The organism is Mycobacterium gordonae (assembly GCF_017086405.1).
GTDB classification, from domain to species: Bacteria; Actinomycetota; Actinomycetes; order Mycobacteriales; family Mycobacteriaceae; genus Mycobacterium; species Mycobacterium gordonae_D.
The window spans coordinates 2010428-2025031 of the sequence record NZ_CP070973.1 but is presented as its reverse complement, the minus strand read 5'-3'; the positions used below and the strand labels follow the sequence as shown (position 1 = coordinate 2025031).

Sequence of the window (14604 nt, the reverse complement as noted above, 5' to 3'; positions counted from 1 at the left end):
CTCATGCGGCGCACAGCCCCCAAGCGCCCGCTCCGAGCCCCGTTAGTGGAGGTGTATTCCGCGTGGCCGAAATGATTGTTGAAACACCCGAGGAAGTCATCGCTTTCCTCAAAGCCCAGCACGACCTGATCGAGGACATGTTCGACCAGGTGCTGCTCGCGTCGGACCCGCAAGCGCGTGAGGCGCCGTTCGTCGAATTGCGCCAGCTTCTCGCCGTCCACGAGACCGCTGAGGAGATGTTCGTCCACCCGCGTGCCCGCCGCGAAATCGATTCCGGCGATGCGATCGTCGACAGCTTGTTGGAGGAAGAGCACAGCGCCAAGGAGCAGCTGTCGAAGATCGAAAGCCTCGACATCAGCTCGGAGGAATTCATCGACGAGTTGACGAAGCTGCGCGAGGCCGTGCTGGCCCACGCCGAGCACGAGGAGCTCGAGGAGTTCGAGAAGCTGCAGCGGGACATCGACCCCGAGGAACTCAAGCGGCTGGGAACCGCGGTGAAACTCGCCGAGGCCATCGCACCGACGCGACCCCACGCCGGGGTGGAATCGGCCAAGCTGAATTTCGTCGTAGGGCCGTTCGCGTCGATGCTCGACCGCGCGCGCGACTTGATCAAGCAAGCCGTCAGCTAGGAGAACTGGATGAGCCACCCCGAACCACCGGACGACCCGCAGCGGGACGATGACGCAACGGAGCACGACGACAGCATCGTCTCACCGCCTGCCTACCCTGCGTACTCCACCCCTCCCCCGGAAGGTTTAGCCACCAACGAGGACGGTTGATACTCCGTAATGTGTGACAAGTGAGCGTTACCCCCGACATCACCATCACCCTGCAGGACCGCTTCGCACGCGAGTTGCCCGAGATGGCGGTTCCCTGGCAGGCCGAAGTGCCACCCGAAGCACGGTTGTTGGCGCTCAACGAACCGTTGGCCGGCGCCCTAGGCCTTGACTCGAGGTGGCTGCACAGCCCGGACGGTCTTCGCTTTCTGGTGGGCAACCTGGTGCCTAGTGGCGCCGCACCGGTAGCCCAGGCCTACGCCGGACATCAGTTCGGCGGGTACGTGCCCCGGTTGGGCGACGGACGCGCGCTACTACTCGGCGAACTCACCGATGTCGACGGGGGGCTGCGCGACATCCACCTCAAGGGTTCCGGGCGCACGCCGTTCGCCCGCGGTGGCGACGGCCTGGCCGCAATCGGGCCCATGCTGCGCGAGTACATCATCAGCGAAGCCATGCACGCGCTGGGAATCCCGACGACGCGATCGTTGGCCGTGGTGGCCACCGGGCGTCCGGTGGCCCGTGAGAAGATGCTGCCCGGCGCGTTGCTGGTCCGCGTGGCGAGCAGCCATCTGCGTGTCGGTAGCTTTCAATATGCTTCTGCCACAGGCGATCTCGATCTCCTGCGGCGGCTGGCCGACCATGCCGTCGCCCGCCACTACCCAGACGCGGCGCGCGCGGAGAATCCCTACCTCGCACTGTTCGAAGGGGTGGTCGCCGCTCAGGCATCGTTGGTGGCGCGCTGGATGTTGGTCGGGTTCATCCACGGGGTGATGAACACCGACAATATGACCATCTCCGGTGAGAGCATCGACTACGGTCCGTGCGCGTTCATGGAGGCGTATGACCCCGACACGGTCTTCAGCTCGATCGACGCCTGGGGCCGCTACGCCTACGGCAATCAACCGACGATCGCCGCCTGGAATCTCGCCCGCTTCGCCGAGACGCTGCTGCCGCTGCTCGGCGACGATGTCAACGAGTCGATTGCTTTGATAGAGCACGCATTCGACGGGTTCCACGCCTACCACTCCGCCTGGCTTTCGGGTATGCACGCCAAGCTCGGCGTAGCCACCGACGTGGACGCCGTCGTGCCGCTGCTCGACGAGCTGCTGCCCATGCTGCAGGAGAGCCACGTCGATTTCACGTCGTTTTTCCGCCAGCTGGCCCGGGCCGCCCGCGGCGATGCCGAACCGGCGCGCGGGCAGTTCGTCGATCCCGCACGGTTCGACGAATGGGCGCAGCGCTGGCTTGCCCTGAGACCGGATCCCGACGCGATGGACCGGGTCAATCCCATCTACATCCCGCGTAACCACCTGGTCGAGGAGGCGCTGACGGCGGCGACCGCCGGTGATCTCGATCCGTTCGGTCGACTTCTGGACGCCATCAGCGCGCCGTACACTGAGCGGCCCGGGCTGGAGCGGTTCGCGTCTCCCGCCCCCACGGACTTCGGTGTCTACCGAACCTTTTGCGGCACCTGAACTTTGGGCTCTTCCCGGGTGCTCGCCGTGATGCCGATGGCGATCATGACATCGATGTAGGTGATGATCAGTCCCCACCAATACGCCCACTTCATGTGCGGAGCCATTGGCGCGGAGAAGAATATGACCAAGAAGACGGGGCCGACGATGCCGCACACGAACACCATCGCCTGGATGATGAGGTAGCGCTTGAAAGTGGACACCGGTCAATCTCCCGTCGGTACGGCGTCCACAGCATATCGCGGACAATGAGCGGCATGGACGATGTCTACCGCGCCCCCCTGCGATCCCGCAGTGACGCAATCGACCAGCGGGCCACGCTGCAACGCGCCCGCCGGCTGGGCTTGTGCGGCTTCGGACAGCTGGTGCACAACCCGGCCGCGGAAGAACGTCTGGCCCGCCGGGTAGACCGTTTCGCCGCCGCGGAGGACGGCTCGTTCGCCTGGACCCGAGATCAGGACGGATTGTTCTGGCTTGCCCGACTCGACGGACCCTATCTTCGTGACGACGAGGACGAGGCGGTGGCCGTCGACCTGGTGCATGTACGGCCCTGCACCTGGCTGACCGAGCCGCTGCTGGAATCCCAGGTGCCCGGCGCCGTCGTCGTGACGTTCGGGCGCGGTGGACGCAACTTCCAACAGATTCATCACCAGTCGGTCAGCCAAGAGACACAACAGATCTGGGACGCACAACAAGCGCGGCGCTAGCCCTTCGAGCGCGAACGCCGAACCTGCTGGAACCCGAGCACGACAGCCAGGACCACGGCGCCGACCACCGATCCGACCACCGCGGAGATCCCGGTATTGACCAACCAGCCGAGCACGCTGCCCAGCGCGTCCACCGCATGATGCGCCCAATCCTCCGCGTGGTGCACCAAGCCGTACGGGGTGTGCCAGCCCAGGTGATCAGCGCCCATCAGCAGGATGTGGCCCCCGACCCAGAGCATCGCCACCGTTCCGACCACGGACAGCACCGACAGGAGTTTGGGCATTCCGGCCACCAGAGCACGGCCCACAGCCCTGCCCAGCCGCGTCGATGTCTGGGCGAGATGCAGGCCGATGTCGTCCATTTTCACGATGCCGCCGACGACGCCGTACACCGCGACGGTGATCACCAACGCCACGATCGCCAGGATCACCAGTCGCTTCCCGAAAGCCAGGTCGGCCACCTCGTTGAGCGCGATCACCATGATCTCGGCAGACAGGATGAAGTCGGTCCGGATCGCGCCCGCCACCACATGGCGCTCGTTCTCCGGCTGCTCGTTTCCGTCGTCGTGACCGCGCAGGGTGCTCCAAACTTTCTCGGCGCCTTCGTAACACAGATAGGTCGCCCCCAGCATCAGGATCGGGCTGAGCAACCACGGCGCGAACTGGCTGAGCAGCATCGCGCCCGGCAAGATGAAGAGCAGCTTGTTGCGCAGCGAGCCGAACGCGATGCGCTTGATGATGGGCAGTTCACGCTCGGCGGAGATTCCGTCGACAAACTGCGGGGTCACCGCCGTGTCGTCGATGACCACGCCGGCGGCCTTTGCGGTCGCCCGTCCCGCCGCGGGGCCCACGCCGTTCAGCGAACCGGCGGTCAGTCGCGCGAGCGTCGCCACGTCGTCGAGAAGCCCGAACAGACCCGCGCTCATCGCGTCTGCCTCATGGCGTTGCAGCGTACCGGGGTGTGCGTCGATCGGCTCGTCACTTGGTTCATCAGCAAGGCCGGCTGCCGACCTCGAGGCCGGCCAGTATCGAGGTCCCCTCGAAGATCACCCGGCCCCAGTCCCGGACGCGGCAATGCAGCGTACCGGCCAGGTATTCGTAGTCTGTGTCGATGTTGCGACGCGCGGCCGGCAGCGGTACGGGAAGTACGTGCGGCCCCTCCGGCGTGCCACGCCCGTCGAGTTCGACCCGGTAGCGCGCCGTGCGGGCGTCGATGCGCCAGCGCCGCACGTCGCAGCTGGACGACACCAGTGCCGGCGGGGTGATGCGGATGACCCGATCACCCATTCGCACAACGACTCCGGTGACATCCCGGTTCAGCGGACCCAGCTCCAGCAAGCCCCCGGAGAACACCACCGATACGTCGGCGTCGCCGAAGTCGTGAGCCTGTCCCCACCACCACCGCAAGGGAAAACCCGCTCCCCAGTTTCGTTCGCAGTACAAAGTGGCGTCGGTGAATTCCCAGCGCTGGTCTTCATGGGTCACGGTGCCCGAAGCTTTACCGCCCAACCGGTACGGATGCCAATACTGGTTGAGCAAGGGCACCGAGGAGAAAATTCCGCCGCCACCGAAAGGCTTGGGCCATTGATACGCGTCGTGAAACTTCAGATCGACTGCGGTGTGTCCAAGCACCATCTTGAGCCGTTCCGCGCCCGCATCGATCAAATTCGCACCCGATTGCGCGTGCACACTGAACCGCGTCTGACTCGCCGTCACACCGTCCACTGCTGCCGCGCGCACCACCCCTCCGGGGTGCAACGCGATCGCCGCTGTCGACCAGTCGCCTTCAGGGTGCCGGTTGGCGCTGCACAGGGCGACGACCACCCGTCCCTGGTCGCGGTCGGAGAGCCGCCAGAACCAGCCCTCCATCTCGGTTCCGTGCGAAGGAACCGGATCTCCGAATGGCAGATCGGCGCCCGTTCGGCGATACCTCGACACAAGCCAGGGCGCCAACCCTAGGCCGGACCGCGCGGCGGAACTGACGACATTCACACACTCTTGGTACCCCACCGGCCGGTGGAATGAACGCGCGATTGCGAAGCTCGTCCGCATTTGCCGGACCAGAACGGCAACCCGGAAATGCCAGCGCAAGAGGCCTTGGGCGCGGGCGCAATCTGGATCCGCCGAAGCGCTGGACGATCGCCGGAGAATGCGACGCCCTCGCGCCTGCAATGCGCCCCGCGAGCACCGCTGGGCGCGCTGAGAAGACCGATGGCGCAGTAAGCTCGTTGCAGGCCCCGACCGGGCAACACAACCGAAGTAAAAGTGGTGGGCAGAATGCAGCTCGGAGCATTGTTCGCAACTATGGCCATCTTCGCTTGGGTCGGCGTCGGGTTGGCACCGGACGCCAGAGCCGAAACGGAACCGGCACCGCCGCTGCCGGAGGGTATGTACGCAGGCACCATCGTCAGCGCCAGCAAGACGAGTTTCCACCCCAACCTTCAGATCCGGCACGACTGCGGCCCAGGGTGCTACACGCTCGACGATCTGAGCGATGCGCAAGCCGGAGGGCAGTACCGCTACAACGCGGCGAGCAAACGGTGGGAGAACGGCCCGAAGAACTACGACGCGCCGTGCGATGGCGGAGCGCAGGCCGGGCGGGAGATCTACTACACCACCGACGGCACCCACATCGGGTTGGAGGTCAACTTCACCAGGGCTGTTTGCGGGCAGACCGCGGCGCAGTTGACTGCACTCGCCGCCGCAGAACAATGGTCGGAAATTGTGGCCCCGGCGTAGGGCTTTCACCCTCCACAGCAGCGCCGAGGTTGTCAATCAGCGGAAGCGAGACCTGGGCGCGCCACCCGACCTGCCGCCAGCCGAATCCGCCAAGTAGGCCACGATCGCATTGGTCAGACCGCGCCGCGCCTCGTCGAGGTCGGCGTAACTGCCCAACTGGCGTTCGGAAACCAGGCCGCGCATGGCACCCGGGATCAACGTCGCGATTTCGTGGACTCGCTGCGGGTCGACGTGCAGGTCGGCGAACGCCTTCTGGCAGGTCGCGTGCCAGCCCCGCCCCCACGATCGCAATTCCGCGGCGGTGCGCGGGTAGAGCCGGTCCAGCTCGCTGGGTTCCCGCGGCAACGCCGCGCGCAGATTCTCGATCGCCCGCGAGTCGGGTGCGGTCAGCCCGTCGTACAGCGTGTCGATGATCTCTGCGACCCGCTCCCGCAACGACGCCCCGGTATCGGGGTTGGCGAACACGTTGGCCCGCCGCTGCGCCGTGTGGTGCAACACCGCCGCCCAAAACCCGTCGGCGTCCCCGAACTGGTACTGCACGGTGCCCCAGGTGACCCCGATCTGTTTGGCGATGCGGTTCGCCGACACGGCCCCGGGATCCCCGGAGGCCAGGGCGGTCACCGCCGCCTGCAGCATCGCCTCACGTGTGGCCAGTCCCCGCTTGTTGGCCCTGCGATTCGCGCTGTCCGCCACTGCCATGCCCGAATCGTAACGCCCAACCCACAGTTTCGTTGACTCATCTATGACTTTTTCATAGAGTGCTTGATGATCGCCACGGAAAGGATTGCGGGCATGGCCAAACCGCCGTTGTCGATGAAACCCACCGGCTGGTTCCAGGTCGCGTGGTCCGACGAGATCGGCGTCGGCGACGTCCACACGATGAAGTATTTCGACCAGGAGATGATCGCCTGGCGCGCTGACTCGGGCCAACTCACCGTGATGAACGCCTACTGCGAGCACCTGGGCGCGCATCTGGGCTACGGCGGCAAGGTCGTGGGCGAGGTACTGCAGTGCCCTTTCCACGGCTGGCAATGGAACCAGCAGGGGCGCAACGTCTGCATCCCGTATCAGGACCGGCCCAACCGGGGACGGCGAATCCACACCTATCCGGTGGTGGAGCGCAACGAGTCGGTCTACATCTGGCACGACATCGAAAGCCGCGCACCGTTTTTCGAGGCCCCCGACATCTTCGCCGACTTCGGTGACGACCGGTCGCGCGCCGATTACTATGCGCAGCAACGACTGTTCCGGCAGGGGCTGGAGTTGCACCCGCAGTACGTGCTGGAGAACGGTGTCGACTTCGCCCATTTCAAGTACGTTCACAACACGCCGATCGTGCCGATCTTCACCCGGCACGACTTCCAGGAACCGGTGTCCTACGTCGACTTCACCATCACCTTCGAGGGCGACGACCAACAGAGCATCGAGGATGTCCGCAGCGGTGTCGAAGCCATCAACGGCGGGCTGGGCGTGGCCGTCACCAGGAGTTGGGGAATGGTCGACAACAGGACCATCTCGGCGATCACCCCGGTCGACGAGCGCACCTCCGACGTGCGGTTCATGGTCTACATCGGCCGGGTCGCGAAACGCTCGGAAGAACAAGCCGAACGCGCCGAAGCCAGGGCCCGCATGTTCGGCGAAGAGGTGATCCGGCAATTCGCCCAGGACATGCACATCTGGGCGCACCAGCGCTACTCCGACCCACCGGCGCTCGCGACCGCGGAGTACGAGGGGTTCACCGCGATCCGCAACTGGGCCAAGAAGTTCTACCCCGACGGGAAGGGCGGCACCGCCGCCGAACTGGCCGCCGCCAACTGAAGGAAGGGCACAACCATGACGCCTCCGATCAAGGTCTTCCAGGTCGCCACCGGTAACGTCGGTTCCGAGATGATCAAACGCATCGCCACCCACCCCGATCTGGAACTGATTGGCGTGCACTGCTATTCGTCAGAGAAGGTTGGCCGCGACGTCGGTGAACTCATCGGGTTGGCGCCCAACGGTGTGACGGCTACCGGCAGCGTCGAGGAGATCATCGCCGCGGAGCCCGACGTAGTGACTTTCCACGGCGTCTTCCCCGACGAGGACCTGTACGTGAAAGTCCTTGAGGCCGGGATCGATATCGTCACCACCGCCGACTGGATCACCGGCTGGCACCGCGACCGCAACCATCCGCACCACTCCGGCAAACCGGTCACTCAGCTGCTGGCCGAGGCGTGCGAGAAAGGCGGTTCGACGTTCTACGGGACGGGTATGAACCCCGGCGTCAATCAGATTCTCGGCGTGGTGTGTTCGGCCGACGTGGCCGAGATCGAGAACGTCACCACCATCGAATCGGTCGACGTGTCGTGCCATCACTCGAAGGACACCTGGATCGAGGTGGGTTACGGCCTGCCGGTGGACGATCCGTCCATCCCGGGCAAATTGGAGAAGTACACGCGCGTCTTCGCCGACAGCGTGTTGATGATGGCCGACTGCTTCGACATCACCCTCGACGAGGTCAGGTTCGACTACGAGTTGGGCGCCTGCACCAAGGACGTCGACCTGGGCTGGTACACGCTGCCCAAGGGTTCCCTGGGTGGCAACTACATCAGGTACCAGGGAATGGTGAACGGGGTGCCCCGGGTGGAGACGCACCTGGAGTGGCAGATGACCCCGCATACCGACCCCAGCTGGGACATCAAGGGCTGCTACATCACTTCGATCAAGGGCGACCCGTGCATCTACAACAAGCACATGATCTTCCCCAAGCCCGGCGTCGATCTGTCCAACCCGGACAACTTCGCCTCCATCGGCATGACGGTCACCGGGCTGCCGGCGCTGAACGCGATCAAGTCGGTCGTCGCCGCTGCACCGGGTTTGATCACCAGCGCAGATCTGCCGCTGCGCGCGTTCGCCGGCCGCTTCAACATATAGATCCGCCGCGTAATCCTCTGGGCACCGGCGCGGTCGGCCGTGAGACGCTCATCGCGATCCTCGACCAACGCCCCGACCTGCGCCTCGTGGGCGCCCGGGTCTGCTCACCAGACAGAGAAGGCGTCGACGTCGGCCGCCCCCATCGGCTTCATCGCCACCACTGCCGTCGATGTCAGGAATGCGCCGCACCATCGACAAGATCACGCAACAGAGGCGAGCCGACTGTCGGTCTACGAAAGCACCCCGACATTGCCTACCACCAGCAGGTCGGCACTGCCGTCTCCGGCGATTTGCACCAGCCCTGCACCGGCGCGCCTGCCACGGCCCGTTCCTCGGCGTCAGGAATCGAGAGCCAGGATCAGTTTGCCGATGTTGTCACCGCGGAACAGCTTGAGCAGCGCATCGGGAAGGTCACCGATGTCGCCGTTGATGATCTGCTCCCGCGAGTGCAGTTCGCCGCTGCGCAGCCAATCCGCAAGCTGCACAACCCCTTCGCGGTAGCGGTCGGCGTAGTCGAAGATGACGAAGCCGGTCATGGACGCACGCGCGACCAGTAACTGCATGTAGTTTGCCGGTCCCCGCAGCTCGGCACTGGCGTTGTACTGCGAGACGGCACCGCAGATCACCACGCGGGCGCCGCGCGCCAGCCGCGACAACGCGGCCTCCAGAGTGGCCCCGCCGACGTTGTCGAAGAAGACGTCGATGCCGTCGGGCGCGTGGGTCTTCAGCTCTCTGCGCAGATCGCCGCTCTTGTAATCGATGGCGGCGTCGAAGCCGAGTTCCTCTACCAGCCAGCGGCATTTGTCCTGCCCGCCGGCGATACCGACCGACCGGCAACCCTTGATCCGGGCGAGCTGGCCGGCGATGCTGCCCACCGATCCGGCGGCACCCGAGACGACGACGGTCTGCCCGGGCTGGGGCCGGCCCACGTCGAGCAGCCCGAAATAGGCGGTCAACCCACTGATCCCCAGCGCGCCGAGATGCACGGGAGCCGGTGCCAGCGTGGTGTCGACCGGAGTCACGTCGCGGCCGTTGGAGACCGCGTAGCGCTGCACCCCGAACGTGCCGAAGACAACGTCACCGGTTGCGAAGTCGGGGTGGCGTGACTCAACGACGCGCCCGATGGCGCCGGCTCGCATCACCGCCCCGATCTCCACCGGCGGTACGTAGGATCGGCCGGCGTTCATCCACGTCCGCATCGCCGGGTCGACCGACAAGTACTCCACCTGCACCAGAAACTCGCCGTCTGCGGGAGTTGCGGCGGGTTCATCACCGATCTGCCAATCGGAGACCTTCGGCAGGCCGACCGGACGCGCAGCCAACCGGCACGCGGTGTTGGTGAGCGTCACGGCATCTCCTGACTCAAAGCGGCAAGAACCCTACGGCCGCCGGGATCTTCGGCCGTGCCGGGCACCGCCGCGACACAGTCGGCCCCCGCCTCGCGGTACTCGCGCAGTCGCTGCGCTATCCGGGCCGCAGAACCCAGGGCGCACACGGTGTCGAGCAGCTCAACGGGAATCGCGGCTGCCAGTTCCCGGCGGGAGGCACCAGCGCGGGCCCGCTGTACCAGCCCGTCAAAACCCGACGCGCTGAACATCTCTCCGTATCCGGGCGGTGCCAGGTAGACGCCCAGTTGGCCGGCCAGTTGCGCGTGTGCGGCAGGGCCGGGATTTAATGCCACCGGCGCCCATACCGTGAGGCGGGGGGCCTTTCGACCCGCGGCGGCGCGGTCGATCGCCTGACGCACCTGCGCCACGCGCGCGGGCGAGGCGAGGTTGAGCACCACCTCGTCGGCCAGCTGTGCGGCCAGCTCGATCATGCGGGGACCGAACGCGCCCAACGCAATTCGCGCCTCCGGGACGGGGTTGCGTAGCCGGAAGCCATGGGTGCCGACGTGCCGGCCTGGGTGGCTTACTCTCTCGCCGGCCAACATCGGTCGCAGGCACTCGATGGTCTCCCGCATGACCGGGACGTGATGAGACCAGCCGCGGTTGTGCCAGCCGGTCACGATAGCCGGACTGGAGGCTCCGAGGGCGAGATCGACACGGTTTCCGGTCAATGAGGCAACGGTGCTCAACCCCAGGGCCAAGGTCACCGGGCCACGGACACCCACGGCCAGTGGCCCGATCTTGAGGGGCAGCTCTGATGCGCGCAACCCGATCGCCGTCGCCAGGGCGAACGCGTCGTAGGTGGCCATCTCCCCGATCCACAGGGCGTCGAAGCCGTATTCCGACACCGCCCGCGCGATCTCCAGCGCCTCACGGTCGGGCCGGTCAAGCCAAAACGGAAGGACTACTTCGAGTTTCGTCATAGCATCGAAGTGTCGGCGTGCTGGTCGAGCAGCAGTCGGCCAGGCAGTTCGCGGGATGCTTCGTTCACTTGGAAGTGCGCGGTGGCGGTGAAGGCGTCGCGGAACCGGCGCTGCAGGGGCGAGGTGTCGTAAATGGCGGTGCCGCCGGCCAGGTCATACATGGTGCGCACCACGTCTGCGGAGGTGCGCGCGGCATGGGTGGCCGCCAGGCGGAGTCGGTTGCGCAGGGCCACCGGCACGGGCTCGGGATCCTGGCTGGCCTGCCACGCGGTCTCGGTCGCCTCGTAGTACAGCGCGCGGGCCGCCTCCAGCGCCGACTCCGCGGTCGCAACGGCGGCCTGGGTCGTCGAGCGCTCCGCCAGGGTGCGCGTCGACCCGAGTCCTTTCTTGCCGCCGGCCAACTCGACGAGGTCGTCGATCGCGGCGCGGGCATTGCCCAGCGCGGCCGCTGCGACCGACAACGCGAAGAACCCGAACACCGGGAAGCGATACAGCGGCCGGTCCACGGCCGGCCCGTCGAACACCGAGAACACCCTGTCGGCGGGCACGAAGACCTCTTCGGCGACGGTGTCGTGGCTGCCGGTGCCGCGCAAGCCCAGGGTGTGCCAGTTGTCGAGGACCCGCAGGTCTTCCTTGGGCAGTGCGACGACCGACGGCACCCGGCTTTCGTCGACGAAACAACCAGCAAACAGCATGTCGGCGTGAGTGATTCCGCTACAGAACGGCCAGCGCCCCGACACGACCACGCCGCCGTCGACCGACGCCGCCTTGCCTCGCGGCGCCCACACCCCGGCCGCGACGCCCCGCCCACGGCCGAACATCTCGGCCCTGGCCGCGTCCGGAAGATAAGCCACCAGCAGCGCACTGGTGATCGCGATCGACACGCACCAGCCTGTGGCCGCGTCGCCGTGCGCGATCACCTCAGCGCACCGCAGGGCCGTCGGCGGCGACAGTTCGAGCGCGTCCACCTCGCGCGGCATGGTGGCGCGCAACATGCCAGCCTCGTTCAGGCGCGCCACGAGTTCGGCCGGAAGCCGACGCTCCCGATCGATTTCGGGCGCCAGGTCCCGGGCCGTCGACGCGATCTTCTCGGCAAGGACCTCGGGGGTGTCTGCATGGTTCATCGGCGGCTCCCGGTGACGGTGACAGTGCAGTCAAGTTACCACCTGCGGTTCAGTAGTTGAACCGGTACAGTGACTGAACTATGGCCGCTGCAGATCTGTCCCACCGCTTCCAGGGGGAATCGGTCGGCCGGGCGTTGGAGCTGGTGGGCGAACGGTGGACACTGCTGATTCTGCGTGAGGCGTTCTTCGGCGTGCAGCGCTTCGGCCAACTCGCCCGCAACCTCACCATTCCGCGGCCCACGCTGTCGTCGCGGCTGCGAATGCTCGTCGACGCGGGACTGCTCGAGCGGGTGCGCTATTCGCAGGACCCGGAACGCTACGAGTACCGCCTCACCGAGGTGGGGCACGATCTGTTCGGCGCCGTGGTGGTGCTGATGCGGTGGGGCGACGAGCACCTCCCGAACCCGAACGGACCGCCAATCGTGTTGCGCCACAAGACGTGTGGCAAGGTCGCCAATCCGCGGCTGATCTGCGCCCACTGCAACGAGGAGATCACCGCACGGAATGTGACACCCGAAGCGGGTCCTGGGTTCGCACCGGCATCCCGGAACGCCGGGCAGAACGCCGTCTGAAACTCCGTGGCGCTGGCGGTGTCAGAGTACGGTCTGCGGTGAGGAGGGCGATATGGTCCGGATTCTTGCGGCGGTACTGGCGTTGTTGGCAGCCGGTCCGGCCCCACCCGCCCTGGCCGACCCCAGCGGTCGTCAGTACGTGCGAACCCAATCAGGTGCCGTGCGGTGCATCGTCATTTCCGCCGACCTGAACGACGGTGACTCCATGGTCACCTGCGAACACGGGCCGGGCTTTCCCCAGGCACCGGTCGGCCCGTACGGCGAGCACTTCGACGAAGCCGTGGTGCGTGCGTCCGGCGCATTCAGCTGGAACAACGCCAACCTCGGCGGCGGCGGAACGCCGCAGAACGACCTGGTACTCAGTTACGGGCAGACCTATCACGTGCTGGGCTGGACGATCCTGCCGAGCAGCGACGGCACCCGCTTCACCAATGACGGCACCGGCCACGGCATGTTCGTCAGCATCGACAACGTGAAGTCGTTCTAGCGACAGGCGTCCGCGGCGCACGCGTCAAGACTTTGCGCGGGTCAGCCGGTCAGTTGCGCGATCTGAATCAGGTTTCCACACGTGTCGTCAAGCACCGCGGTGATCACCGGCCCCATGGCCACGGGCACCTGCGTGAAGCGCACGCCCAGGCCGGTCAGTCGCTCGTATTCGGCCCGGGCGTCGTCGACGGCGAAGGACGTGAAGGGGATGCCGTCGGCTACCAGTGCCTCCTTGAACGGCCGCACCGCCGGGTGCCCGTCCGGTTCGAGAACCAGTTCGGTGCCGTTCGGATCCTCGGGCGACACCACCGTGATCCAGCGGGCTCCGCCCATTGGGATATCGGCCTTCGTCGCGAAGCCGAGAATCTCGGTGTAGAACCGCAATGCCTTGTCCTGGTCGTCGACGAGAATGCTGGCCAGATTGATTCTCATGGTGATCCCTTCCCCCGGTGAGCCTCCGCGTGACGATCGGTTCCGCCGGCGCGGTGTGGATACTTGCCTGTCAATGTCACTGCGGGTGGCCGGCCAGATAGTCACCGACCGGGATGCGCTCGGCCGCCAGGTATCCGACGGGTAGCAGCACGTCGCCCGACGTGGTCAGGTAGTAGACGTCCCAGCGGTGGTAGTCCGGAAGGACCGCGGGATCGGCGGCGATCGCCGCTGCGTAGTCCTTGACGGCGCCGACGTAGTGGCTGGAGTGGTTATAGCTGTACACGGCGCCGTCGGGGTTGCCGGCGAAACCGTTGGCGGAGAGCATGCGGCCGGCCGCCATGATGCTGTCGCGTGGCGAGTGGATGTCGCCTCCTTCCGCGTACGACGCGAAGGTGGAGGGCAGGAACTGCATGGGTCCTTGCGCGCCGGCAGTACTGACCCCGTTGATGCGGCCGAAATCGGTTTCGACCATATTGATCGCCGCCAGGTAGTTCCACGCGACACCGGTGGCGGCCGCGGCCGCCTGGTAGTAGCCGACGAGTTCGCCGACCGCCGCCGGCGCATCGATGCGCCAGGCAGGCAGCGTCGGCTTGGCTTCTCCTGCGTTGAGTGCCATCAGGTGGTGTCGTGCATCGACGTTGAGGTCATAGATCCCGATCAGCGAAGCGGGGATGACGGGCCGCACGATCGGCTCCCACTCGGGGTGACGTCCGATGGCGCGGTAGGCCGCCTGCTGACGAAGCGCGGCGGCCTGCAACACGGCCTCCGAGGACGAGGGGTCGCGCAACGCCTGCTCATCGGCGACGAGGTCACGGGCCAGTTGAGCCGGTTCACCGGCCAGTGCGGGTGCAGCCGGGATCGGGACGGCGGTCGCCTGCCCAGGCGCAACGAGCGCCGCTAGTGCAACCAAAAACGTTGTGGCATAACGTTTTACATGATTGAGCGGGTGTCGGCGGCGAACATCCATGGTGGGCGACCTCAACGCAGCTGGTGCGACCCGACGTCGTCGGCTCGCGCGGGCATTCCGCTCTACATCTTGTCGGCTGGGACCGCGGCCGACCAAGCC

The 14604-nt window shown here is 66.2% G+C and carries 18 protein-coding genes; 9 read left to right on the top strand and 9 right to left on the bottom strand.

Features of this window, described 5'->3' with window-relative positions:
* Nucleotides 1-62: 62 nt before the first annotated feature.
* The 3 genes from JX552_RS08745 to JX552_RS08735 are packed head-to-tail and all read left to right on the top strand — an operon-like array spanning nt 63 to nt 2254.
* Nucleotides 63-629: a hemerythrin domain-containing protein gene (locus tag JX552_RS08745; RefSeq protein WP_205876968.1), complete on the top strand. Its 567-nt coding sequence runs from the start codon at nt 63-65 to the stop codon at nt 627-629.
* 9 nt (nt 630-638) lie between these two features.
* Nucleotides 639-779 carry a hypothetical protein gene (locus tag JX552_RS08740; protein ID WP_205876967.1) on the top strand — a complete coding sequence of 47 codons (141 nt, stop codon included), beginning with the start codon at nt 639-641 and terminating at the stop codon, nt 777-779.
* 20 nt (nt 780-799) lie between these two features.
* Nucleotides 800-2254 carry a protein adenylyltransferase SelO gene (locus JX552_RS08735; protein WP_205876966.1) on the top strand — a complete coding sequence of 485 codons (1455 nt, stop codon included), beginning with the start codon at nt 800-802 and terminating at the stop codon, nt 2252-2254.
* Here JX552_RS08735 and JX552_RS08730 read toward each other — a convergent pair.
* Nucleotides 2230-2457 (bottom strand): hypothetical protein, encoded by a 228-nt coding sequence (locus tag JX552_RS08730; RefSeq protein ID WP_205876965.1) that lies wholly within the window; start codon nt 2455-2457, stop codon nt 2230-2232. The two genes, JX552_RS08735 and JX552_RS08730, sit on opposite strands and share 25 nt — an antisense overlap.
* Nucleotides 2458-2511: 54 nt before the next feature.
* Between JX552_RS08730 and JX552_RS08725 the strand changes: the two genes are divergently transcribed.
* A complete protein-coding gene (locus tag JX552_RS08725) occupies nt 2512-2961 on the top strand; it encodes a GAF domain-containing protein (protein ID WP_205876964.1) in 450 nt (149 codons plus the stop codon).
* Here the strand turns inward: JX552_RS08725 and JX552_RS08720 are convergent.
* Together JX552_RS08720 and JX552_RS08715 are read right to left on the bottom strand one after the other, a co-directional pair.
* Nucleotides 2958-3887, bottom strand: coding sequence for a DUF808 domain-containing protein (locus JX552_RS08720; protein WP_205876963.1), 930 nt, complete (start codon nt 3885-3887; stop codon nt 2958-2960). The two genes, JX552_RS08725 and JX552_RS08720, sit on opposite strands and share 4 nt — an antisense overlap.
* A 64-nt stretch (nt 3888-3951) precedes the next feature.
* On the bottom strand, nt 3952-4830 hold the full coding sequence (locus JX552_RS08715) for a tocopherol cyclase family protein (protein WP_241010972.1): 879 nt from the start codon (nt 4828-4830) through the stop codon (nt 3952-3954).
* 435 nt (nt 4831-5265) lie between these two features.
* On the opposite strand from JX552_RS08715, the gene JX552_RS08710 reads away from it, so the two are divergent.
* Nucleotides 5266-5700: a hypothetical protein gene (locus JX552_RS08710; protein WP_205876961.1), complete on the top strand. Its 435-nt coding sequence runs from the start codon at nt 5266-5268 to the stop codon at nt 5698-5700.
* A gap of 36 nt (nt 5701-5736) precedes the next feature.
* Here the strand turns inward: JX552_RS08710 and JX552_RS08705 are convergent, their stop codons facing one another.
* The gene (locus JX552_RS08705) at nt 5737-6399 is read right to left on the bottom strand and encodes a TetR/AcrR family transcriptional regulator (protein ID WP_205876960.1); all 663 of its coding nucleotides are present in this window, start codon (nt 6397-6399) and stop codon (nt 5737-5739) included.
* A gap of 93 nt (nt 6400-6492) precedes the next feature.
* Here JX552_RS08705 and JX552_RS08700 point away from each other — a divergent pair, with 93 nt between their 5' ends.
* Nucleotides 6493-7518, top strand: a complete 1026-nt coding sequence (locus JX552_RS08700; protein WP_205876959.1) for an aromatic ring-hydroxylating dioxygenase subunit alpha — start codon at nt 6493-6495, stop codon at nt 7516-7518.
* Between the two features lie 15 nt (nt 7519-7533).
* Nucleotides 7534-8613, top strand: a complete 1080-nt coding sequence (locus JX552_RS08695) for an NAD(P)H-dependent amine dehydrogenase family protein (RefSeq protein ID WP_205876958.1) — start codon at nt 7534-7536, stop codon at nt 8611-8613.
* Between the two features lie 338 nt (nt 8614-8951).
* Here JX552_RS08695 and JX552_RS08690 read toward each other — a convergent pair whose 3' ends face one another.
* The 3 genes from JX552_RS08690 to JX552_RS08680 are packed head-to-tail and all read right to left on the bottom strand — an operon-like array spanning nt 8952 to nt 12048.
* Nucleotides 8952-9962, bottom strand: a complete 1011-nt coding sequence (locus JX552_RS08690; RefSeq protein ID WP_205876957.1) for an NADP-dependent oxidoreductase — start codon at nt 9960-9962, stop codon at nt 8952-8954.
* Nucleotides 9959-10924, bottom strand: a complete 966-nt coding sequence (locus JX552_RS08685) for an LLM class F420-dependent oxidoreductase (protein ID WP_205876956.1) — start codon at nt 10922-10924, stop codon at nt 9959-9961. The genes JX552_RS08690 and JX552_RS08685 overlap by 4 nt, the downstream gene beginning before the upstream one ends.
* Nucleotides 10921-12048, bottom strand: coding sequence for an acyl-CoA dehydrogenase family protein (locus JX552_RS08680; protein ID WP_205876955.1), 1128 nt, complete (start codon nt 12046-12048; stop codon nt 10921-10923). The genes JX552_RS08685 and JX552_RS08680 overlap by 4 nt, the downstream gene beginning before the upstream one ends.
* An 80-nt stretch (nt 12049-12128) precedes the next feature.
* On the opposite strand from JX552_RS08680, the gene JX552_RS08675 reads away from it, so the two are divergent.
* Nucleotides 12129-12620: a winged helix-turn-helix transcriptional regulator gene (locus JX552_RS08675; RefSeq protein WP_205876954.1), complete on the top strand. Its 492-nt coding sequence runs from the start codon at nt 12129-12131 to the stop codon at nt 12618-12620.
* A gap of 52 nt (nt 12621-12672) precedes the next feature.
* Nucleotides 12673-13107 (top strand): hypothetical protein, encoded by a 435-nt coding sequence (locus JX552_RS08670; RefSeq protein ID WP_205876953.1) that lies wholly within the window; start codon nt 12673-12675, stop codon nt 13105-13107.
* 41 nt (nt 13108-13148) lie between these two features.
* Here JX552_RS08670 and JX552_RS08665 read toward each other — a convergent pair whose 3' ends face one another.
* Both JX552_RS08665 and JX552_RS08660 read right to left on the bottom strand, forming a co-directional pair.
* Nucleotides 13149-13538, bottom strand: a complete 390-nt coding sequence (locus JX552_RS08665; RefSeq protein WP_205876952.1) for a VOC family protein — start codon at nt 13536-13538, stop codon at nt 13149-13151.
* A gap of 76 nt (nt 13539-13614) precedes the next feature.
* Nucleotides 13615-14505 (bottom strand): lytic transglycosylase domain-containing protein, encoded by an 891-nt coding sequence (locus JX552_RS08660; RefSeq protein WP_205876951.1) that lies wholly within the window; start codon nt 14503-14505, stop codon nt 13615-13617.
* Nucleotides 14506-14604: the final 99 nt, after the last annotated feature.